Annotated in this window: 20 protein-coding genes; 2 read left to right on the top strand and 18 right to left on the bottom strand. The window is 62.2% G+C overall.

All coding sequences use genetic code 11. From position 1 onward, the window contains the following. Positions 1-19: 19 nt before the first annotated feature. From GEU84_RS13695 to GEU84_RS13620, 16 genes are all read right to left on the bottom strand, one after another. Positions 20-271 (bottom strand): acyl carrier protein, encoded by a 252-nt coding sequence (locus tag GEU84_RS13695; RefSeq protein ID WP_152827030.1) that lies wholly within the window; start codon positions 269-271, stop codon positions 20-22. Between the two features lie 39 nt (positions 272-310). Continuing rightward, positions 311-1,840 carry an AMP-binding protein gene (locus GEU84_RS13690; protein WP_152827028.1) on the bottom strand — a complete coding sequence of 510 codons (1,530 nt, stop codon included), beginning with the start codon at positions 1,838-1,840 and terminating at the stop codon, positions 311-313. A 13-nt stretch (positions 1,841-1,853) separates the two neighbouring features. Next, entirely contained in the window at positions 1,854-3,035 is a 1,182-nt protein-coding gene (locus tag GEU84_RS13685; RefSeq protein ID WP_174539869.1) for an acyl-CoA dehydrogenase family protein, read from the bottom strand. Beyond that, a complete protein-coding gene (locus GEU84_RS13680) occupies positions 3,035-4,261 on the bottom strand; it encodes a beta-ketoacyl-[acyl-carrier-protein] synthase family protein (RefSeq protein WP_152827024.1) in 1,227 nt (408 codons plus the stop codon). Before GEU84_RS13680 ends, GEU84_RS13685 begins: the two co-directional genes overlap by 1 nt. After that, positions 4,258-5,178, bottom strand: a complete 921-nt coding sequence (locus GEU84_RS13675) for a beta-ketoacyl synthase N-terminal-like domain-containing protein (RefSeq protein WP_152827021.1) — start codon at positions 5,176-5,178, stop codon at positions 4,258-4,260. The genes GEU84_RS13680 and GEU84_RS13675 overlap by 4 nt, the downstream gene beginning before the upstream one ends. 47 nt (positions 5,179-5,225) lie before the next feature. Beyond that, on the bottom strand, positions 5,226-5,606 hold the full coding sequence (locus tag GEU84_RS13670) for an ectoine synthase (protein WP_152827020.1): 381 nt from the start codon (positions 5,604-5,606) through the stop codon (positions 5,226-5,228). 40 nt (positions 5,607-5,646) lie between these two features. After that, positions 5,647-5,886: a hypothetical protein gene (locus GEU84_RS13665; protein WP_152827018.1), complete on the bottom strand. Its 240-nt coding sequence runs from the start codon at positions 5,884-5,886 to the stop codon at positions 5,647-5,649. 42 nt (positions 5,887-5,928) lie between these two features. Then, the gene (locus tag GEU84_RS13660) at positions 5,929-6,588 is read right to left on the bottom strand and encodes a transglutaminase-like domain-containing protein (protein ID WP_152827016.1); all 660 of its coding nucleotides are present in this window, start codon (positions 6,586-6,588) and stop codon (positions 5,929-5,931) included. Between the two features lies 1 nt (position 6,589). Further along, a complete protein-coding gene (locus tag GEU84_RS13655; RefSeq protein ID WP_152827014.1) occupies positions 6,590-7,897 on the bottom strand; it encodes a HAMP domain-containing sensor histidine kinase in 1,308 nt (435 codons plus the stop codon). 5 nt (positions 7,898-7,902) lie between these two features. Continuing rightward, complete coding sequence (locus GEU84_RS13650) at positions 7,903-8,601, bottom strand: response regulator transcription factor (protein WP_152827013.1); 699 nt, start codon at positions 8,599-8,601, stop codon at positions 7,903-7,905. Positions 8,602-8,649: 48 nt separating this feature from the next. Beyond that, positions 8,650-10,119: a hypothetical protein gene (locus GEU84_RS13645; RefSeq protein WP_152827011.1), complete on the bottom strand. Its 1,470-nt coding sequence runs from the start codon at positions 10,117-10,119 to the stop codon at positions 8,650-8,652. Positions 10,120-10,317: 198 nt separating this feature from the next. Further along, a complete protein-coding gene (locus tag GEU84_RS13640; protein WP_152827009.1) occupies positions 10,318-11,106 on the bottom strand; it encodes an outer membrane lipoprotein-sorting protein in 789 nt (262 codons plus the stop codon). Between the two features lie 43 nt (positions 11,107-11,149). Beyond that, on the bottom strand, positions 11,150-12,532 hold the full coding sequence (locus GEU84_RS13635) for an ABC transporter permease (protein ID WP_152827007.1): 1,383 nt from the start codon (positions 12,530-12,532) through the stop codon (positions 11,150-11,152). A 6-nt stretch (positions 12,533-12,538) separates the two neighbouring features. Then, positions 12,539-13,171, bottom strand: coding sequence for an ABC transporter ATP-binding protein (locus GEU84_RS13630; protein WP_152827005.1), 633 nt, complete (start codon positions 13,169-13,171; stop codon positions 12,539-12,541). A 358-nt stretch (positions 13,172-13,529) separates the two neighbouring features. Further along, positions 13,530-14,033 (bottom strand): anthrone oxygenase family protein, encoded by a 504-nt coding sequence (locus tag GEU84_RS13625; RefSeq protein ID WP_174539868.1) that lies wholly within the window; start codon positions 14,031-14,033, stop codon positions 13,530-13,532. Between the two features lie 216 nt (positions 14,034-14,249). Next, positions 14,250-15,017 (bottom strand): response regulator transcription factor, encoded by a 768-nt coding sequence (locus tag GEU84_RS13620; RefSeq protein ID WP_152827001.1) that lies wholly within the window; start codon positions 15,015-15,017, stop codon positions 14,250-14,252. Between the two features lie 193 nt (positions 15,018-15,210). On the opposite strand from GEU84_RS13620, the gene GEU84_RS13615 reads away from it, so the two are divergent. Next, on the top strand, positions 15,211-15,837 hold the full coding sequence (locus GEU84_RS13615; RefSeq protein ID WP_338144802.1) for a UbiX family flavin prenyltransferase: 627 nt from the start codon (positions 15,211-15,213) through the stop codon (positions 15,835-15,837). A 143-nt stretch (positions 15,838-15,980) separates the two neighbouring features. Here the strand turns inward: GEU84_RS13615 and GEU84_RS13610 are convergent, their stop codons facing one another. Continuing rightward, positions 15,981-16,892 carry a DUF3500 domain-containing protein gene (locus GEU84_RS13610; protein WP_174539867.1) on the bottom strand — a complete coding sequence of 304 codons (912 nt, stop codon included), beginning with the start codon at positions 16,890-16,892 and terminating at the stop codon, positions 15,981-15,983. A 283-nt stretch (positions 16,893-17,175) separates the two neighbouring features. Further along, positions 17,176-18,096 carry a LysR family transcriptional regulator gene (locus tag GEU84_RS13605; protein ID WP_152826995.1) on the bottom strand — a complete coding sequence of 307 codons (921 nt, stop codon included), beginning with the start codon at positions 18,094-18,096 and terminating at the stop codon, positions 17,176-17,178. Between the two features lie 114 nt (positions 18,097-18,210). Here GEU84_RS13605 and GEU84_RS13600 point away from each other — a divergent pair. Then, on the top strand, positions 18,211-19,066 hold an 856-nt coding region (locus tag GEU84_RS13600), incomplete at its 3' end, for an MBL fold metallo-hydrolase (protein WP_217438573.1).

The following is a 19,066-nucleotide window of genomic DNA, read 5'->3' as shown; positions in this document are numbered from 1 at the left end:
TCCTTCTTTCGGGAATGCGTCAGGCCGCAGCCATCTGCTTGCTGCTGATCAGCGCCTCGATCTGGCTGATGCTGCGGTAAAGATCGGCGTCAAGCTCGTCGGGTGTGATCACCAGATCATATTCACCTTCCAGAAAGGCGATCAGCTTCAGCACGCCAAGGCTGTCAACGATGCCGGTGTCGATCAGGTCCAGATCGTCGGTCAGTTGATGGGCGGGAACGTCGATTGCAAATTCGGCGGAAATGAAGCTGCGCAGGGCGGGATAGGACATGGGAGGTCTCCTTTATCTGTCCGTCGGTCTTGCTGGCCCTCAGACGAGGGTGGATTGGCCATTCTGCGCCATCTGGCGCCTGCAGGCTTTCCCGTTGGAGTTTTTGGGAACCTCCATCCGGGAAATGGTGTAGTGGCGCGGGATGGCGGCCAGGGGCAGCCGCTGCGTCAGATGCAGACGGAGGTCGAGGCTGCTGAGGTCGTGCTGCGTCGTGACCCAGGCGTTCAGCGCCAGACCGTCAGCCGACGGGGTGACGAATGACAAGGCCTCGTCCACGCCCGGATGGGCCAGCAGGGCGGCGTCAACCTCGTTCAGGTCCACCCGGATGCCGGTCAGCTTCACGATCGTGTCGTTGCGCCCGATGAAATGCACCAGCCCCGTCGCGTCGCGGCGCACCTGATCGCCCGATCGGTAGTAAAGCTTGCCCTGATGCCAAACCGTGGCGCGGGCGGTCAGTGCGGGGTCGGCATAGCCGCGCATCATGGTCGGGCAGCGCACCCAAAGCTCGCCCTCGCCGGGGCCGGCAATCTCGGCGCCATCGGCGTCGGCCAGAACGTAATCCACATAGGGCAGCGCGCGGCCAAGCGGCAGCGGATCGGGCGTGTTCTGGCGGGGCACTTCGTAGCAGAAGGTGTCGTTGGTTTCGGTGCAGCCATAGATGTTCAGAAAGCGCGCCTTGGGGAAGATGCGGAACAGCTTTTGCAGGGTGCGCGCGGGCATCGGCTCGCCCGCGAACAGCACGCAGCGCAGATCTGGCAGAATCGTATCGCCCGCAGACTCGGCGATCAGTTTCAGTGCCGAGGGGGCGGAGTGCCAGATGGTCACACGGGCGCGCTGCATCATGGCCATCAGCTTTGCCCCGCTGCGGGCGGTTTTTGCATCCGCCAGCGCCAGGCCTGCGCCCGACATCAGCGCGGCATAGATATCGAGAAACGACAGATCAAAGGCAAACGGCGCATGGCTGAGCAGGCAATCGTCCACGCACAGGCCCAGCTCATCCACCACCCATTCCTGAAACACATGCAGGGCGCTGGCCTCGATCTCCACCCGCTTTGGCTTGCCGGTGGAGCCGGAGGTATGCAGCACCGCAGCCAGGCTTTGCTGCGACACGGCAATGGGCGCGTGCGGGGCCACAGCATCGGGCGCGGCCCGCGACAGTTGCAGCAGCGGCACATCTGCGGCCTGCGCCCAATCCCGCAGCCGGGGGCCCGTGGTTTCATCCACCACCAGCGCCGCAGGGCGAAGGTCGGCCAGAATGCCGGTCAGGCGGGCATCGGGGTGGGTCGGATCCAGCGGCGCATAGGCCCGGCCGGTGGAAAGCACCGCCAGAATCGCAGCCAGACAATCGGGCGTCTTTTCGGCGCAAATCGCCACGGTTTCCTCGGCCGTTGGATCCGGGCAGGGCAGGCGGTTACGGATCAGGGCCGCCATGGCGATCAGGCCCTCGTGCGACACGCGTTCTTCCTGTGCGGAAAAGACCGTGGAACGGGGCGTTTTCGCCATCTCGCCGCTGATCCGCTCATACAGCGCGCGGGTTCCGATGATGGTGAGGTTTTCCTGATGCAGCATGGCGTTCCCTCGGTCACAGGCCAAGCATGGCGGCGATGCGGTTTTTCTGGATGTCCGAGCTGCCCGAATAGATCAGGCCGCCCACCGCGTTGCGCAGGTGGCTTTCGATCCCGGTTTCAGACATGAAGCCCGCGCCGCCATGCAGGGTGATGGCGTCGATGGAATTGGCGACATGCGCCTCGGATATGGCCAGCTTGGCCGCGGCGATCTCCAGTGAGGCCTGTCCACCTCCCTCCATCGCGATCACCATCCGCGACAGCCAGCTGCGTGACGATTGCAGCCGCATATGCATGTCGGCAACCCGGTGTGACACGGCCTGAAAGCTGGCGATGGGCGCGCCGAATTGCCGCCGACCTTTGGCAAAGGCAATGCAGCGGTCAAGCTGTCGGCGCATTTCGCCAACCTGAAGCGCGAATACACACAGGATTTCCCAGCGCATCACATATTCCAGAATGGAAAAGCCCTGCCCTTCGCGCCCGATCAGGCGTGAGGCGGGAACCCTGACATCGGCAAAATGCAGGTCTGCCATCGGCGCGGTGCGCAGGCCCATTTTCTTGCGCGGCTTGCCGATGGAAAAACCCGGTGAGCCGCAATCAACCGCCAGCGCGGAAAAGCCGCCAAGGGCACCTTTGGTCGGATGGGTCCGGGCGTAGACTACGCAGATGCCGGCGATCGGCGCATTGGAAATGAAGCATTTCTCGCCCGACAGCACATAGTCTTCGCCATCGCGGATCGCGGTGGTTTTCATGGCGAATGCGTCAGACCCGCTGTCGGGTTCGGTGATCGCATGTGCGCCGACGATCTGCGCCCGCGCCAGCCTTGGCAACAGATCTGCCTGCATCGCCGCGCTGCCGAACTTTGCCACGGGCAGACAGGTGCTGCACAGATGCGTCGCCAGCGAAAATCCCAGGCCCGCATCCTCGCAAAGATGGCCCAAAGCCTCCAGCACCTCGGTCAGTTCCAGAACCGAAAGGGCAAGCCCGCCCATGTCTTCGGCGGTGACAAGCCCGGTCAGCCCGGCATCGACCAGCGCACGCCAGCGTTGCTCGCCAAAGCGCCCGGCCTGGTCATCCTCTTGCCAACCTTCGTTGAGCGCCGGGGCCCATTGGGCCAGCGCCTCCAGCAGCGGCCCCATAAGATCATCGCGAAAGTTACCCTTGGTGCCCCCCAGCGGCAGGCTTCGGATCGCGCGCATCATGGTTCTCCCGTTGTGACGAGTTCAAGGATCAGGCTGCCGTTCAGCCCGCCGAACCCCAGAGAATTGTTCATCGCAAGGCCGGTGGCGAGCCTGCGATCAGTGCCCGCCAACGGCAGGGCAAAGCCGATATCCTCGGGATCAGTGGTTGTGGCCATCAGCGGCGCCTCGCCCGCCTGAAGGGCCAGGATCGTGGCGACAGTCTCGATTGCACCGGCGCTGCCCAGAAGATGCCCGGTCGAGCCCTTGGTCGAGCCGACAATCGGGCGCGGCGCGTCGCCGGTAAACACACTGGCCAGCGCCTCGGCTTCGGCTATGTCGTTCAGCGGCGTGCCGGTGCCATGGCAGTTCACATAGCCGATGTCGGACGGGCTGCGTCCGGCCTCTGCCAGCGCCTGCCGCATCGCCATGGCAAGCCCGCGGGAATTGGGGCTGGTGATGTGATAGCTGTCGGTGGACAGACCCATCCCGGCCAGACGCACCAGCGGGGTCGCACCCCTTGCGCGGGCGTGGTCCTCGTCCTCGATCACCAGCATGGCCGCGCCGTCACCGATGACCATGCCTTTGCGGGTGCGGTCAAACGGGCGGCAACTGTCACGGTCCATGGCGCGCAGGGCGTTGAACCCGGCAAAATCCGCCTCGCGCATCCGGTCGGACCCGCCGACCAGCATCAAGGGCACGTCGCCGTTGCGCACACGGGCCAGCGCATAGGAAAGTGCGGCCAGCGACGACACACAGGCGCAGGAAAACCCGCACAGCGGCCCGGTCAGGCCAAAGACCCTTTGCAACACCAGTGCAGCGCTGCATGGCACGACAAGATCATGCGTTTCGCTGCCGGACGTGCCCGCATCAAGCGCGTCGGAGTAACGGTCCATCATCCCGCCCGATGTCGTCGCGACGGCACAGCCTGCGCGGTGCAGCGTGGCGGCATCCAATCCGGCCTGCCGGATCGCCTGCAAGGCGGCGAGGATGCCGTGCCCGGCACAGGCGACCTCGGCCTCGGTCACAGCGGCCATCAGCCCGCCGCAATCGGCATTGTGCAACGCCGCCCTTGTGGCAAGCGGGTCAGCCACATGGGCAAGTCTTGCGCGGAATCTTTCACTGTCGAATTGCGGTGGCGGCTCTGGTGCCGTGCCGCCACGCGACAGCACCCTGCCGAAATCGGCGGTGCCGATCACGTCACGCGCCACCACCCCCAGACCGGTCACAACAACAGAACGGGTCATTGGCTGTGCTCCATCTGTGGCAGTGCGATGTTGACAGCAATGCCGCTGGCCGGTGCGGTTACAGCGATCTGCCAGTCTGTCGCAGCAGGCCCGGCCCCGTCCGGACTGGTCAACAGGTCATGAATGGCAAGCAGCCCGCCCGCCCCAAGGAAATCGAGCGCCTGAGAGCGCATGGTGCGCACAGCCGGATCGGAGCATTGGATATGCAGATGCGACCTTCCCCGGGCGGGTATGTTCGTCACGGACCCCAGCCTTGCCAGACCGGCAAGGCCGCGTGCTGTGGCGGCGGTCTCGCGTTCCAGTAGAAGAAGCACCATCGCCTCGCCAAAGGCTGTGCCGGGGGTTGCCCGGGCGCGCGCAAGAAGGTGGTCGGCGGTGGGTGGCGCGAAGTCTTCAAAAGCCGTGACCAGCACGCGGTCGCAGCGATTGTCTCGCAGCCAGTCGAACGCACATTGCAGCGCATCCAGCCCCGCGGTTTCGGTGCTGACGACGGACAGACAGGGCCCTTGCAGCCCGTATTCGATGGCGCAAGAGGACACCGGGTAATTGTGCGTTGCCTGTGCGAAACGCACGGCATCGACACCGCGCGGTCCCTGCTGGCGCAGACGGTGGTGCATCTCGTAAACCGGCGAACAGCCATAGCTGGACCCCGAGACCAGACCGGTGCGGGGGCCCGCCAGCGCCTCGGCACTCAGCCCCGACCTGGCGCACAGTCGCGCCACCATCCGGCTCAAACGATGCGACACGCGGGTATGGCGGCTGCGGTCGATCGCGGCGTGTGCCTCATATTCGCTGTGATCCAGATAGTGGACCAGAAAGGAACCAAAGGCTGCATCTGCCTTCTGGCCGTCGGAACGCAGAGGTTCCGGGAAAGCGGCATCAGCGCAACTCGCTGAAATGACGATGCTGTCCTTCATGGCAGAGCAACCTTTGGTGAATTGGAAGGCGTAGGCGAATGGCAATATCAATAGGCGGAGCTGTCACCGCCCAGCGAATGCCGTTCATTCCCCTTCAGAGGGGGATTGAAGACGCAGACCAGCCGCATCGTCTTGCTGGCTTTCAGCCAATGCTTGTCATGCTTGTCCAGCGCATACATCGTGCCGGGGGTGATGATGTGGGTCTCGCCGGTCTGTTCATCCACCACCTCGCCCTCGCCCTCGACGCAATAGCAGGCTTCCAGGTGGTTCTTGTATTCCAGCAGCGAGGCCGTGCCCGCATTGATGATCGTGTCCGTCAGAGAATAGCCCATCTGGTCTTTCTCGATCAGAAGGCGCCGGCTTTTGCCGTTGCCCCAATCGACATCGCGCTCGGTATTGGTGATGTTGCTCAGGGAATTGATGATCATTTTATCCTCGTGTTGACTGACTGGTTGCCACAACCCGGCGTCATTCGCCCACCGCTTCTGGCATGCGGCGACCATAAACCAGATGGTCCATGGATAGTTTGTCGATTTGTTCGAAAATATTGCTATGATGCACAGAATAATTCAGCAAGCCAGAAGGGTTTCCTATATTTTTCAACGATTTGTGATGAATAATTTTTCCCGCTGATATTATTTTCAGCGCAAGGAACCATCGACAGAACGTCAAAGGGGGGCGGCCAGAAATTGGCACCCCCCCTTGCATGGATCATAGGATGACTGGTTTGTTAATCGCTATGCCGGAACGTTACGCCAGGTCTGACACAAGCGAACCTGACTTGAATTTCGTTTCGGTCTTGAACATGGCACCATGCTTTTCACGCAGCCCATCGAGAATCATGTCATAGGGCAGATCATCGAATTCGCCGTGCTCATGCGTGATTTCCATATAGGCGCGGCCGGTCGTGTCAAAAGCATGGTGAACACAATCCTGAACGCCGTCGAATTCCAGTGCCGTCATGCCATAAAGCTGGCAAAGCCGCTCGTTGAAAACCGGTGTGGCCTTGATCCACCTTCCATCAAGCTGAAGCGACACCAGAACGTGATAGTGGAACACCTTTGTGCCCATCAGTTTTGCCAATTGCGGTGAACACAGGTGGTTTTGCACATCCGTCACCCAAAGCCGTGCCGGTATGCCCTCCCGCCGCAGCAGAGCCGCATAGACAATCGACTTGTGGATGCACAGCCCCGAGCGGCGGCGCAGGATTGCGCTGGCTTTCATGGCCGGGCGCGCAAAATCGGCGTTGTATATCTCATAAAACAGGCCATCACGCACGGCATAGAACAGATCGACCGCCTTCTGACGCGGGTCGTCGCCGCTGTTGGCCAGCGCCTTGCGGGCAAAGTCGGCTACGACGGGATCGGCAAAGTTCAGAAACTCGGTCTGGGCGAGTGCGGGCAGGGTCATGTCAGATATCCTCAAGTGTGTTGCACAGCACATTGGGCAAAACCACGCTGATCTCGGTTCCCTCGCCAAGCGTGCTGGTAATGTCGATCTGGCCGCCAAGGCCAGTCACAATGGTCTTGCAAAGGTAAAGACCCAGCCCATACCCGCCCGAGGCCCGGCCACGTGATTCATCGGCGCGCCAGAATGGCTCCATCAGAAAGCGCTGATGTTCCTGCGAAATGCCGATGCCCTGATCCCGGACCGCAATGCGCATGTCGCGCCCCTCCTCGCCAACCGCGCTGAACGTGACCGCGATGGGTTTGCCCGCGCCATAGCGGACCGCGTTGCTGACGAAATTCTTCAACAGCACGCTGGTCAGGAAACTGTCAAAATACGCGGTCTTGCGGCCCGTTTCATTGTGGATGGTTATGGTGATGCCCGGATGCGCCACCTGTGCGATCTGTTCGCGCGCATAGGGTTCTATGTCGATGAAATCCGCAGATGTTTCGCCCGAGTTCCGCTTTTCGGCCGCCAGAATCGACGAAAGGATTTCCTCGACAACAGAGATGTCCTTGCTGATCTGCGCACGCAGGTTCTCGTCCACCAGCATGTCCTTGCGCACTTTCAGGCGCGACAGCGGCGTCAGTATCTCGTGCGGCAGCGCCAGCAGCATGTGGCGGCGGCTTTCGTGAATACGTTGAAGCTCGGCCACCATCTTGTTGAAACCCTTGGCAAAGGTGCGATACTCGCCAAATGTGTTGTCGAGCGGAATCTGATAGCTCAGATCGCCCTCCTCGACCTTGCGGATGCCGGCGGTCAACACTTCGAAGGGCAGCGTCAACTGCCGGATCAGCAGGTATATGGCGGTGACTGCGAAGAGCACCGACAACACCACAACCCCGACAAGGAACAGCGCATAGGTCGAAATCGGCCGGCCGAACTGCGGCAGGATCGCCACCTGACTGCCCCGCACCGAAACCGCGGCGTAATAGTCGCCCAGACGGCTGATGGCGATGCCGTCACGGTCGTTGGCGGCATCGCGGTAGATTTCGGCAAAGCGGGAATTGGCAGCCTCGTCCGGCGTCATCAGCAGCATCGGCGCCGCGCCGATCATCGTCACTTCCTGCCCGGGATCACGCGCGCTTTCTGAAAACGCATCGAACAGCGCGCGCGACAGATAGCGGCGGGGATGCTCATCTGCCACGCGCTGCAGCGACAGCACCAGCACAAGGCTGAGCAATGTGGTCGAGGCCAGCGTCGCCCAAAGCAGATGGCTGAACACGGACCAAGTCCTGACCCGCAGCCTTATCGTGTCGAACAGTTTGCTCATGATGTCTATTCGGCCCTTATGCAGTAGCCCTGCCCCCGAAGTGTCTTGATGAAATCGGTTTTCAGCCCCTGGTCACGGAACTTCTGGCGGACGCGGTAGATGATCGTGTCAATCATGCCGGGGTCGCTTTGCGTGTCATAGCCGATGCGCTCAAGGATTTCTGCCCGCGACAGGATCGCACCACCGGCCTCGGAAAGCGGTTGCAGGATGCGCAGTTCCAGTTCGGTCAGGTTGATCTCGAAGGTGCCGTAAACGGCAGACATATGGGTGGGCGACAGGGACAGGCCGCTGTGAACCTGCGGCTCTGGCACCGGTGGCGGGGGTTCGCGGTTGTCGCGGTGGCGACGCACCACGGCACCGATGCGGGCGACCAGTTCGCGCATTTCCACGGGTTTGGCGACGAAGTCGTCGATGCCGCTTTCCAGTGCCACGATGCGGTCGGTCAGTTCCGCCCGCGCCGTCAACGCCAGGATGGATATCTGGGCATAGGGTTTGCCGCTGGCCCGGATGGTCCGGCAGACAGACATGCCGTCAAGCTCCGGCAGCATCATGTCCAGAAGCAGAGCATCGAAGGCCTGCCGGTCAAGCTGTTCAAAGGCCTGTGACGGGGTGAACGCCAGACTGAGATCCATGCCGTATTTGGCCAGGACAGGCTGCATCAGCCCGCCCAGTTCTTCGTCATCGTCCAGGATCAATACGCGCAAGTCTCATTTCCTTTGGTCAGCGTGAGCCGGTATCGGCCGTCGTTTGGGTCAGAAGGTATAGGTCATGCCCATCTGAACCGAAGTCTTTGTCGGGTTGGCACCATAGACCGAACGGCTGTCACCAAAACTTGAAATCGCCCGCAGGTTGAAGTTTCCGTTGTCGCCGACCGGAACGTCAAACGAAAGCTGTGCAAGGCCACTGCCATCGGCAGGCACATAGAACCCCAACAGCGACAGGTCGCTGTCACCCCAGAAGTCGTTCCAGGCAAGGCGGGTGAAGATCTGGTTGCGGGCCAGCGGTTCCTGCCTGCGGTTGGCGATGCCATGGATTGCCCCCGCAGCCGCCTCGTCTGCCCCCTGGGCACCCGAAAGCGTGTCGATCTGGGACGAGCTCAGGCCCGCGGTGTTCAGGTGGTATTCCATCGTCAACGAGATATCGCGCGCACCGACCATTTTTTGCGACAATGCCCAGTTCAAACCAAGCGCGGCTTGATAGTGCCAATCCTTGCCCTGACCGGCCCCCACCCCATCGCGGAAGGCCGCCGAGCCCTCTGATGCGCCAAGTGCTTCACTGGCGATGGAAAGGCGCTTTTGCGCCATCATTTCGGAATAGAGGACCAGGTTGTCACCCAGGGTTCCGCTAAGTTCGAAACCAATGCCGGGGTCGTCATCCAGCAACAGGGCATTGGCCGTGAAAGACAGGTTGTCGCCGATCTGCGGTGTCACTTTGACAAACCAGGCATCGGATGGGTTGGTGCGGTCCAGCCCCAGGCCGAAATTGTCGCGATCCGTCCAAACCGTTCCGGGGTCGGCGTCGATCTGGGGCCGGTAGCCGATCTGCATCAGGGTTTGCCCCAGGGTGGTCGTTCCGGTCAGGGCAACGACACCCAGACGTTCATTGCGCCGATCAGCAGGGGCCGCGCTGTCTGTCACGACAAGGCTGCCATCCTTGAACCAGTCGGTCGGGTTGAACCCGCTGGCAACGCCGTTGCGGATGTTGATCCGGCCGAACTGCAAGGAAGTCTCGGGGCTCAGCGCATAGCGCAGGGCCAGTTCCTGCACATCGACGTTGAAATCGTCAGCAAAGCGATAGCTGCGGTTTTCTTCGATGAAGGTGCGGGCGCGAAGGTTGAAGATCAGGCCAGTCCGCCCGCCGAAATCCCGGGCGCCAAAGTAATGCGCCTGAAACCGCAAGGCGTTGGTGGTGTTCCCGTCAAGGTCGCGGTTGGCAAAGGCGCGCGCCTCCAGCACCAGCGTGGCATTGCGTCCGGCGGCTGACGGGGCGGCGTCCTCGGCAGATGCAAATTCAACGCCGGGTGGCGCGGAAAATTCACCCGGCGTGGTTGCTGGATCTGTGTCCGGCGCTGCGAGGGCACCGTCCGGGGCGACGTCTGGCGGCAGGCTTTGCGCCGGCGCTGCGGGAAGATCGGGCGGCAGGTCGAAATCATCTGCCGAAACAGGCTGGGCCAAGGCAAGGGCCAATGTCGCAGCGACAGAACAGATAAACAGGCGTTTCATGGTGTTGTCTCATATCCAGGCGCTCGCCGCGCTGCTGTAGAACGCATTTGAACAGACCGTGGGCAGGCGGCATCTCGCAGGTTGCCTTTGATGCCGCCCCCAAGGGACGCGATCCCCGACCGGGGGGCCCTGACCGGGGCGCTGTTGCGATGACCGGCGGGCTTTACCCCCCGGTCTCTTGCAGCAGCACGCCGGCGGTCATGTGCTGAAGTTCGGCAGCCATTCCTTGTTGAACCACGACTCGGGGATGGTCTTGGCGCGAAAACCGCTCATCGACATGACCGTCACCTTGTTCGGGTCGAACCCGTCGGCGATCACGATCTCGGTCGGGCGGGAAACGCCCATCTGGTTCTTCAGTTTGCGATACCACGCCACCTTGATCAGCTTGCCGCTTTGCGTGAAATACTTGCCCTTCACCGGCTGGTTGCTGGCAGTATCAACCCAGAATTCGATGGCGCTGTAGGGTGCGGACTGCGACGCCTGGGTCAGTTGCAGCTTGTGGCAGTTGCGGTTCTGCCTGTCGCCGTCAACAATCGTTTCCTCGCCATTCAGGGCCGCGTTGTAATCCCCGACAAGGTTCGAGCTGACGACATCACCGTTCGACGCGTTGCCCAGCAGCCGCTGGCGCGGTGAGATGCGGACGGATGCCTTGGATGCGGGGTCATAAAGCCACAGGATATTTCCGTTGCGCAGCAGGATCTTGCCACGGTCGGCTGCGGGCGAATTGATATGCACCAGCGTCTGGAACTGCGCGCCGACGGGGCGGGAATAGGTGGTGACAGTGGTTTGCTCCGTCACGCGGCCACGATCGTAATTGGCAAGTGCCACGTCGACCACGAACGAGGTCTGCGGATTTCGGATCGCATCCGCCTCGCGCAGGATCGTGCCGGCATCGGCGGCAAAGGCCGGCATTCCCACCGAGGCCAGGCCAGCAGCGCCAAGCCCGCCGAGGAGAAGCTGCGCGAATTCACGGCGATGGAGTTTCATGTGACAGTTCCTTTCGAGTGATGGCAGAGGTTGGGGGCCAGCGTCAGGCCCGTTGCAGGCTTTCGACGATGTTCAGATTGGCGGCCTTGAAGGTCGGCAGCACCGCCGCCAGCATGGCAAGGAACACCAGCGCGCCCACCACCGCAGCGGTAAAGACCGGGTTATCAAGCACCATCAGCTGAACCGTCAGCGGCGTGGCGTTTGAAGGCGGCGTCCATTGCAGGCCCGAGGCGTTCACCAGATTTGACAGGACAACCGCCGACCCAAGGGCAATCGCCGCCCCGATCATGCCGATGATCACGCTTTCGGTCAGAAACAGCGCCCGGACAAACCCCTTGCGGAACCCCAGGGCGCGGATCGTGCCGATCTCTTTGACCCGTTCCACGACCGTCATCGAGATGGTGTTGACGATGGTAAAGACGATCACAATGGCCAGAACCGCCGACACCACGATGAACATGAAGGTGAACATGCCGAAGATGCGATCGAACGTCGGATCAACCTCGGTGAAGTGATAGACGCCCAGATCCAGCCCCGCCTGATCCAGAACCTCGGCGACACGGGTCTTGACGGCATCCACCCGTTCGGGATTGGCAACTTGCAACATCAGCGCAGTGGCTTCCTGACTGTCGCCATAAAGCAGGCTGCGCGCCTGTTCGAAGTGCATCATGACAAAGGCGTTGTCGACGGCGCGGATGGCCTGCGGCTCGGCCGCCTCGATCACCACACGGGCAATGTTCGGCACACCCGAGGATGTTGCGGCCATCAGGTTCAACTGTGGCTGGTCATTGCCCAGCGACTGGTCGGCCAGACCGCTCTCTTCGGCGACGAGGGCCGAAAAATCCTGCTCTTCGCCTGCCAGATCGGCTGCGTCAACCGGGCGATCGCTGCAATCCGCCACATTCAGCGCACCGCACAGCCCCATCATCCGCGCCATTCCAACCCCGACAATCACGCTGTCCGGCCCACCCCCTGCAAGGCCGCTCGCGGGTGTGACCTGCCCGATCTGCCAGCCGTCCCACCCGCTCATCGCGTCGATTTCGGCAGGCACGACGCCGCTGCCGATGAAGGTCTTGGAGTTGCCGGTCTCGGCATTGCCCGCCACGCCCGCGAGGTCGATGCGCGGGGTGATCACGGCCAGTTCCTCGGCCAGCATCGGGTCTGCGGCCAGAAGGGATACGACGCGGTCCCAATCCTTGATCGTGTATTCGTCGGGATTGGCCGCACCGAATTCCAGATATCCGTTGCGGTAGACCTGCAAGTTGCCCTGTTGCTGGATCATCGAGGTCTGCACCCCATACCAGATCGAGGTGACGAAACCGGCAAAAAGCAGCGCGGCAAGACCGCCGACGCCGATCGCGAGCCCCGTCGTGAGGGAACGGCGCGCGTTTTTCACCACATTGCGCAATGCGATTGTCCAGATCATGACGAGCTACTCCTGGGCCGTCTGGCCGTCGACGATGTTGATGACCGCGCTTGCCGGCGTGATCAGGCTGGTGTCATGCGTGCAGATCACGATGCTTGTGCTCAGCTCCGACTTCATCCGGTCCAGCAGGGCGATGATGTCGCGCGAGGTTTTCGTATCGAGATTTGCGGTGGGCTCGTCTGCGATGACCATGGTCGGCTCTGTCACCAGGGCGCGGGCGATGGCAACGCGCTGGCGCTGCCCGCCCGAGATCTCGCCGGGGCGGCGGTCAACAAACTCGGCAAGCCCCACCGCATCAAGATATTCCATGGCCTTGGCGCGGCGCGCCCGTGATGCGATCTTGCGGTTCAGCAGGGGAAATTCCACGTTCTCACGCAGCGACAGCACCGGGATCAGGTTGAAGCTCTGGAAAACAAAGCCGATGTGGCGCGCACGGAAATCTGCCGCATCGCGGTCGGAAAGGCGGCTGACATCCTGGTCGAGGATGGTCAAAGTGCCGGAGCTGGGCTGGTCAAGCATGCCGATGATGTTCAGCAATGTGGATTTGCCGCTGCCCGAGGGGCCGGTGACAAAGGTGGTCTCGGCCTTGGCAATGACCCCCGAGACATTCGCCAGTGCCGTCACCTGGACGCGATCCATGCGGTAGGTCTTTGTCAGATTCTGAAACCGGACCACCGGCTCCTCAACCAGGGGCGCAAAGGAGCCGATGTGCGCATCGTGTTCAAACGGCGGGTTATATGCGGAATTCACTGTCTCGGTCCTCGTGCGGCAGGAGTTTCTCTTGCCTCTGATTTACGGCCCGATGGGTGATTAACTCAAACAACAAAGGATGCTTTTTCGACGCGCTTTGCGTATCAAAAATTCACGCTGCGCGAGGGTTTATGACAGCGGCTCCATCCTAAATCACACTCTGGCCACAATGTGATAAAACAATGGGGCGGGGCCCGCGGTATCCGGCCTTGCCAGCCTGTCCTTGCCAGAGGGGAAAGGGGGCAGTTCAGGATATGCGCGCGGCGCTGTGCATCGCGGTGGCCGCAAGTCCAAGCCCGATCAGCGCCATGACAGCCCGCAGCGTGTTCCAAAAGGTCCAGTCAGCGCTGTAATCCGACCACAGGGCCACTGCATCTGCAGCAGATATTGATGTAGAATCAATCGCTTCCAAGGCATGATTGAGGGGCACGCTGACATTCACCGTGGGCAGGAATGAGCCGCAGAAATACACCGCACCTGCTGCCGCCAGAAAAAGCCCCGCCCTGCGCCTGCCCTTGATGTAAAGCACTGCGGCACAGCCCAGCGTCAGAAACGGCGTGAACAGGAATGTGAACAGGAATACCCCGTTGCGGGTTCCGCGGTTCAATTCCTGCATGGCGCGGATCGCCTCGGCTTCGGGCAGGTTGCCAAGGCCCGGCATGACAGACACCGAATAGGCATAAAAGAACCCGCCCATCGCCCCCAACAGAACAAGGGGGGCAAGGCAAAGAAGATAAATGAGTCGCGGCATGGGCATGTTTCACATTGCTGGGTCAAGTCACATCCCGGAGATTAGCGCCTTCGCGCGTCAAAAGAAACTCCACCTCAAATCATTCAATAAAAAACGGCATATGCGCAAAGAATGACATTTCATGATGCTTTGTGTTTATCTCTGGTCGGCCCTGCTGCAATATACCTGCGCCAGCCGCCGCCCTGCCGCGCCTGCATCTTGCCGTGCGTCCTGGGTTCACACCTGGGAGGTCCGCTTCACCTGACCGACAAGCGAATAGCCCCGCCCGCGCACGGTGCGGATGAAATCAACCTCGGCCCCCGCATCCTTGATCTTGGTCCGCAGCCGGTAGATCAGCGCGTCTATGCTGCGCGTGTAGATCACATTGGTGCCATGCACTTCGCCCAGCAGGTCATCGCGGTTCAGAATCTCGCCCGGACGCTTCGCCAATGCGGCGATCAGTTCAAACTCCATCGACGTTGTCTCCAGCTTCTTGCCGTTGACAAGAACCTGGGCGCGCTGCGTCTCGATCTGAAGCACATCACATTCCAGAACAATCTCGCAGCCGCCGCCGCCCTTGCCCATGGCGGGAGCGTCAGTCGCCAGGGCGCGCGTGGCCGAGATTTCCGGCGCGCGCGACCGCCGCAGGATGGCGTTGATCCGCGCCACCAGCTCGCGCGGCTCGAACGGTTTCTTGACATAGTCGTCAGCGCCGGTTTCCAGGCCCACCACCATGTCTGTCAACTCGGTGCGGGCGGTCAGGATGATGATGGACACGTCGCTGTAGGCCGCGCTGGAATATCTGATCTTGCTGCACATCTGCAACCCGTTCAACTCGGGCAGCATGACATCAAGCAGCACCAGATCATACTTGCGCGCCTCAAGCGCGGCGAAACCTTCTCGGGGGGTGTGCACGGCATGCAGTTCGATGCTGTAGCTTTTGAGCACGTCACGCATCAGCTCTGCCAGCTCGGCATCGTCATCTATCAGCAAGACCTTGATCATAATAATCTACTCGAAATTAACATAAAAAAACATGTGCTGATGATCGGGTCCGCTCCTATCGTTGTCACACGGGCTGGCGAAGCCTGCTTGGGGGTTCACTCTACGCATGGCGTTCTATTCCCAAGGGTCAATCGACATTTTGGTCAACCTATCCGAGAAATATGACAGAGTCTACAATCCAAGGATATCAACAGTGTCACCCGGCAACCTGTCACTTTCGCAACGCCACCAGCCCTTGAAACCCGTGACTGGTCCCGATGCGCCGCTGCGTCTGATCGTCGGCCTGTCTGGCGCGTCGGGAATGCCGTTCGCGCTGAGGTTGCTGGAGGTGCTGCACGGCCAATCAGTGGAAACACATCTGATCGTGACCCGGGCCGCGGTGCAAACCCTCGCCGTCGAAACCGAAAATGGCTATGAAATGGCGAAATCTCTGGCGGATCATGTCCATTCCAACGGCGACATCGGTGCGGGTATCGCGTCAGGTTCCTTCAGGGCACAGGGCATGCTTATCGCGCCATGCAGCGTGAAGACCCTGGCCGAGATTGCCAATGGCATCGGCAGCAGCCTGCTGACCCGCGCGGCGGATGTGACGCTGAAGGAACGCCGCCCTCTGGTGCTTGGTGTCCGCGAGACGCCTTTGCACCTGGGCCACCTGCGCAACATGATCGCAGTCACCGAAATGGGCGCGATCGTGGCACCGCCGATGCCGGCATTTTACACCAAAAGCCGCACGCTTGACGATCTGGTCAACCATCAGGTGCAACGCTGGCTTGACGCGCTGGGTATCCCTGCGGCACTCGCCCCCCGCTGGAAAGACTGAGCCGCGCCGGGCTGGTTCCGGTTCAGCGGCCTGCCCGAGGACTTGCCGAAGTGCCGCTCTTTTGTGCGACCCGGGTATTCAAACCAACCCCGGCGCCCTGCGCAGGGGACCGGGGGCATTGTTGCCGGGCGGACATCGCAAGGTCAGGTCGCCAGATAGTCGGCCTCTTTGTCGCGCAGGACGCTGTGATAGTGGTTGTCGCCGTTGCCAAACCGCCCCACGTTGGAAAACTCGATCCACAGCCGGGGCCCGTCCAGGCGCAGATAGGCCCCCTTTGTGTCGGGGTCCATGCTGCCCGACCAGGCAAGGCGGGTGTCGGGAAAGTCGGCCAGATAACGCTGCATCAAGGGTTCTGCGATCGCATCAGCCGCATCCCCGACCCAGGCAAACACCAGATCGCGGACAAGGCCCCGCTGTGCGGCCCCCAGATCAGCCACGCGGATACCCTGCGTTTCCGGGTAGCGGTCGCTTGCACCGGTGCCGACCCTCACGTCGTCAACCGGGTCGATTTCGGCTGCGGCCAATTCTGATGCCCCAAGACCGCCCAGGAGGGCAGAGAAGGCCTGCGTCTTGCCGAGCATCGGGCGAACGCGCCCACCGTCCAGGACAATCTCGACCGGATCGGTGCCGACAAAGGATGGCGTCGGCATGGCGGCCCCGTTCGCGAAGCTCGCGTGATGTGCCAGATGATGCCCGTTGATCTGCACGGTAAAGCGGCCCGTTGTATCCGGCGTGCCAAAGATCGCGATGAAATAGCGCCCCGCGTTCACATGAGCCTCGCCGTTGCGCAGGCCCAGTTCGTCTTCGGCAGCAAGCACGCCGCGAAACTGGTCATACCCGCGTTGTGACAGCATGGCCGCCGCTACACCAAAGGCGGCGCTGCGCTGCGCCTCTGTCAGCGCACCCAGCGCGATGCCGTTGCGGTCACGCCGGCTTGGAAAGTAGATCCATTGCCGCATGGCAGGATCTGCATCGCCGTAAAGCGCACGGGCCCTTTGCCCGGGCGACAGGCCGTCAAGAAAGGCGTTCGCAGCGTCAACAACCGCCTGGGTCATACGCGCGCCGGGCCGTGGCACCCCGGTTTCGGGGCTGTTTGCGGCTGCCTGTCCTGTCCCGGATGCCAGCGAAAGCGCGATGGAGGCTGGGACTGCGGCAATGAAGGAACGACGATCCATGGCGGGCTTTTCCTGTGTTTGGTGTCAACAGTGCAGGCAAACCCCACACCCTGCATTCAAATCGGCCCTCGGCGTGGAAAAAGCCATGCGTGTGTGTCTTGAACATCGTCGCGATCGTCCGGGCGCGGGGGCGGGGGTGGATCAGGGTTGGGACGCTCATGCGTCAAGCGCGTTCGATGTCGTGGAAGGCTTGTCTGGCGGATTGCCGCACGCATTCAAGAAAGGCGATCATCGCCGCGCTGTTGTGGCGGCGGTTCGGGTAATAGAGATACCAGCTTGGCAGTTTCGGGCTCCAGTCGGCCAGCACCTCGACCAGCGCGCCGTCGCTCAATGCTGCGCGGGCGTAGTCCTCGAACACATGGGCGATGCCCTGGCCCGCCAGCGCGGCCTGCATTTCCTGCTGCGCCGAACTCAGCGTCAGCCGCCCCTCGGGCTGTAGGGTAAAGCTCTGCCCGGCTTTCTCAAACTCCCATTTCGCCAGTTTTCCGCCGGGATAGCGGCGCCGGATGCAGTCATGCGCCACAAGGTCTTGCGGCACGCGCGGGGTGCCGTGCCGCGCGATATAGCCGGGCGCGGCGACAATGGCATAGCGCAGCGGTTTGCCCAGTGGTGTGGCGATCATGTCGGGTGCCAGATGTTCGCCAAAACGCACCCCGGCATCGAAGCCCTCGCCGACGATATCGACCATGGCCGCATCCGACACGATCTCGACCTTCACCGCAGGATGGGTCTGCATGAAGCGAAAGGCCAGCGGGCACAGCACATGGTCCACCGCTGGGCCGGGCGCCTTGATGCGCAGCGTGCCCGAAGGCGTCGTGCGCAACTGGTCCACCTCGGCCAGGGCCAGCCGGATGTCATCCAACGCGGGGCGCAGCCTGTCCAGCAGGCGTTGCCCGGCCTCGGTCGGGGCGATGCTGCGGGTCGTGCGGTTCAGCAGCCGCAGGCCAAGATCACGTTCCAGCGCATGCATCGTCTGGCTGATGACCGACGACGACACCCCCCGCTCTGCCGCTGCGGCCCGAAAGCCGCCGCAGCGGACGATCTGGGCGAAAACCTCGAGATGGTCGAGCCGGACGGCAGACATTGCTTCTCCTTGCCGATCAGTCTGATCGCTTTTGATCGGCTTAACAAATGAATGCCCTGCTGTCATCTGACAAGGCGAAGGGTGGCCAGCCGCCCCATGCGAAAGGATACCAGGATGCTTACTCTCGACCGCCGCACGATCATGCTGACCGCCGCCGCAGGGCTGATCGGTGCCCCTTCGCTACCGCGGCCTGCTCGGGCGCAGGCCACGCCGGTGCTGGCTGCGGGCAATGCCGGGCATTACCGGTTTCAGCTGGGCGACATCGCCGCCACGGTGCTGAGTGACGGCATCATCGGCGGCCCGCCGCAGGTCTATGCCGGCGACGCACCCGAGCAGGAACTGGCCGAGGTGTTGCGCCGCGCCTTCCTGCCGGGTGATGTCATGACGCTGAACCTGAACGTGCTTCTGGTGGAAATCGGCGGCCGGCGCATCCTGCTGGAGGCCGGGGCCGGGCAGACCATGGGGCCGAACGGCGGGCGGCTGTTTGACAACCTGCGCGCCATCGGGCTTTCGGCGGATGACATCGATCTGATCGTGATCTCGCACACCCACCCCGACCATGTGGGCAACCTGCGCGCCGCCGACGGCAGCCGGGCCTTTGCGCGGGCCACGGTGATGGTGCCGGCGGCGGACTGGGCGTTCTTTGTCACGCAAGACCCCGATCTGTCGTATATGCCGGTGCCGGAAGAGTTCCGCCGGCGTTTCGCCGCCAACATCCGGCAAAGCGTCGAACCGTGGCGGAACAGGGTGGAACTGTATGAGCCCGGGCAAGAGATCGTGCCGGGCCTGACCACGTTGCCCGCGGCCGGCCACACGCCTGGCATGGCGAATTTTCTGGTGCAATCGGGCAATGAGCAGCTGCTGCTGACGGCTGATCTGGCCTATCATCCGGTGGTCAACATCAACCGCAACTGGCGCCCCGGGCCGGACCGTGATCAGGACGCTGCGGCGCGGTCGCGGCGGCGGATCT

The sequence above is a fragment of the Fertoeibacter niger genome (assembly GCF_009380135.2).
Lineage (GTDB): Bacteria > Pseudomonadota > Alphaproteobacteria > Rhodobacterales > Rhodobacteraceae > Fertoeibacter > Fertoeibacter niger.
Note: the sequence above shows the minus strand (reverse complement) of the source record. Positions and strands in the feature narration are given on the sequence as shown.

What these genes read in the sequence shown, in the direction of transcription:
- GEU84_RS13680 (WP_152827024.1), bottom strand. Translation starts at nt 4,261, where the DNA reads ATGACCCGTTCTGTTGTTGTGACCGGTCTGGGGGTGGTGGCGCGTGAC.
- GEU84_RS13640 (WP_152827009.1), bottom strand. Translation starts at nt 11,106, where the DNA reads ATGAAACTCCATCGCCGTGAATTCGCGCAGCTTCTCCTCGGCGGGCTT.
- GEU84_RS13605 (WP_152826995.1), bottom strand. Translation starts at nt 18,096, where the DNA reads ATGTCTGCCGTCCGGCTCGACCATCTCGAGGTTTTCGCCCAGATCGTC.
- GEU84_RS13635 (WP_152827007.1), bottom strand. Translation starts at nt 12,532, where the DNA reads ATGATCTGGACAATCGCATTGCGCAATGTGGTGAAAAACGCGCGCCGT.
- GEU84_RS13675 (WP_152827021.1), bottom strand. Translation starts at nt 5,178, where the DNA reads ATGAAGGACAGCATCGTCATTTCAGCGAGTTGCGCTGATGCCGCTTTC.
- GEU84_RS13625 (WP_174539868.1), bottom strand. Translation starts at nt 14,033, where the DNA reads ATGCCGCGACTCATTTATCTTCTTTGCCTTGCCCCCCTTGTTCTGTTG.
- GEU84_RS13670 (WP_152827020.1), bottom strand. Translation starts at nt 5,606, where the DNA reads ATGATCATCAATTCCCTGAGCAACATCACCAATACCGAGCGCGATGTC.
- GEU84_RS13620 (WP_152827001.1), bottom strand. Translation starts at nt 15,017, where the DNA reads ATGATCAAGGTCTTGCTGATAGATGACGATGCCGAGCTGGCAGAGCTG.
- GEU84_RS13655 (WP_152827014.1), bottom strand. Translation starts at nt 7,897, where the DNA reads ATGAGCAAACTGTTCGACACGATAAGGCTGCGGGTCAGGACTTGGTCC.
- GEU84_RS13665 (WP_152827018.1), bottom strand. Translation starts at nt 5,886, where the DNA reads ATGCAAGGGGGGGTGCCAATTTCTGGCCGCCCCCCTTTGACGTTCTGT.
- GEU84_RS13695 (WP_152827030.1), bottom strand. Translation starts at nt 271, where the DNA reads ATGTCCTATCCCGCCCTGCGCAGCTTCATTTCCGCCGAATTTGCAATC.
- GEU84_RS13690 (WP_152827028.1), bottom strand. Translation starts at nt 1,840, where the DNA reads ATGCTGCATCAGGAAAACCTCACCATCATCGGAACCCGCGCGCTGTAT.
- GEU84_RS13630 (WP_152827005.1), bottom strand. Translation starts at nt 13,171, where the DNA reads ATGGATCGCGTCCAGGTGACGGCACTGGCGAATGTCTCGGGGGTCATT.
- GEU84_RS13660 (WP_152827016.1), bottom strand. Translation starts at nt 6,588, where the DNA reads ATGACCCTGCCCGCACTCGCCCAGACCGAGTTTCTGAACTTTGCCGAT.
- GEU84_RS13645 (WP_152827011.1), bottom strand. Translation starts at nt 10,119, where the DNA reads ATGAAACGCCTGTTTATCTGTTCTGTCGCTGCGACATTGGCCCTTGCC.
- GEU84_RS13610 (WP_174539867.1), bottom strand. Translation starts at nt 16,892, where the DNA reads ATGACCCAGGCGGTTGTTGACGCTGCGAACGCCTTTCTTGACGGCCTG.
- GEU84_RS13685 (WP_174539869.1), bottom strand. Translation starts at nt 3,035, where the DNA reads ATGCGCGCGATCCGAAGCCTGCCGCTGGGGGGCACCAAGGGTAACTTT.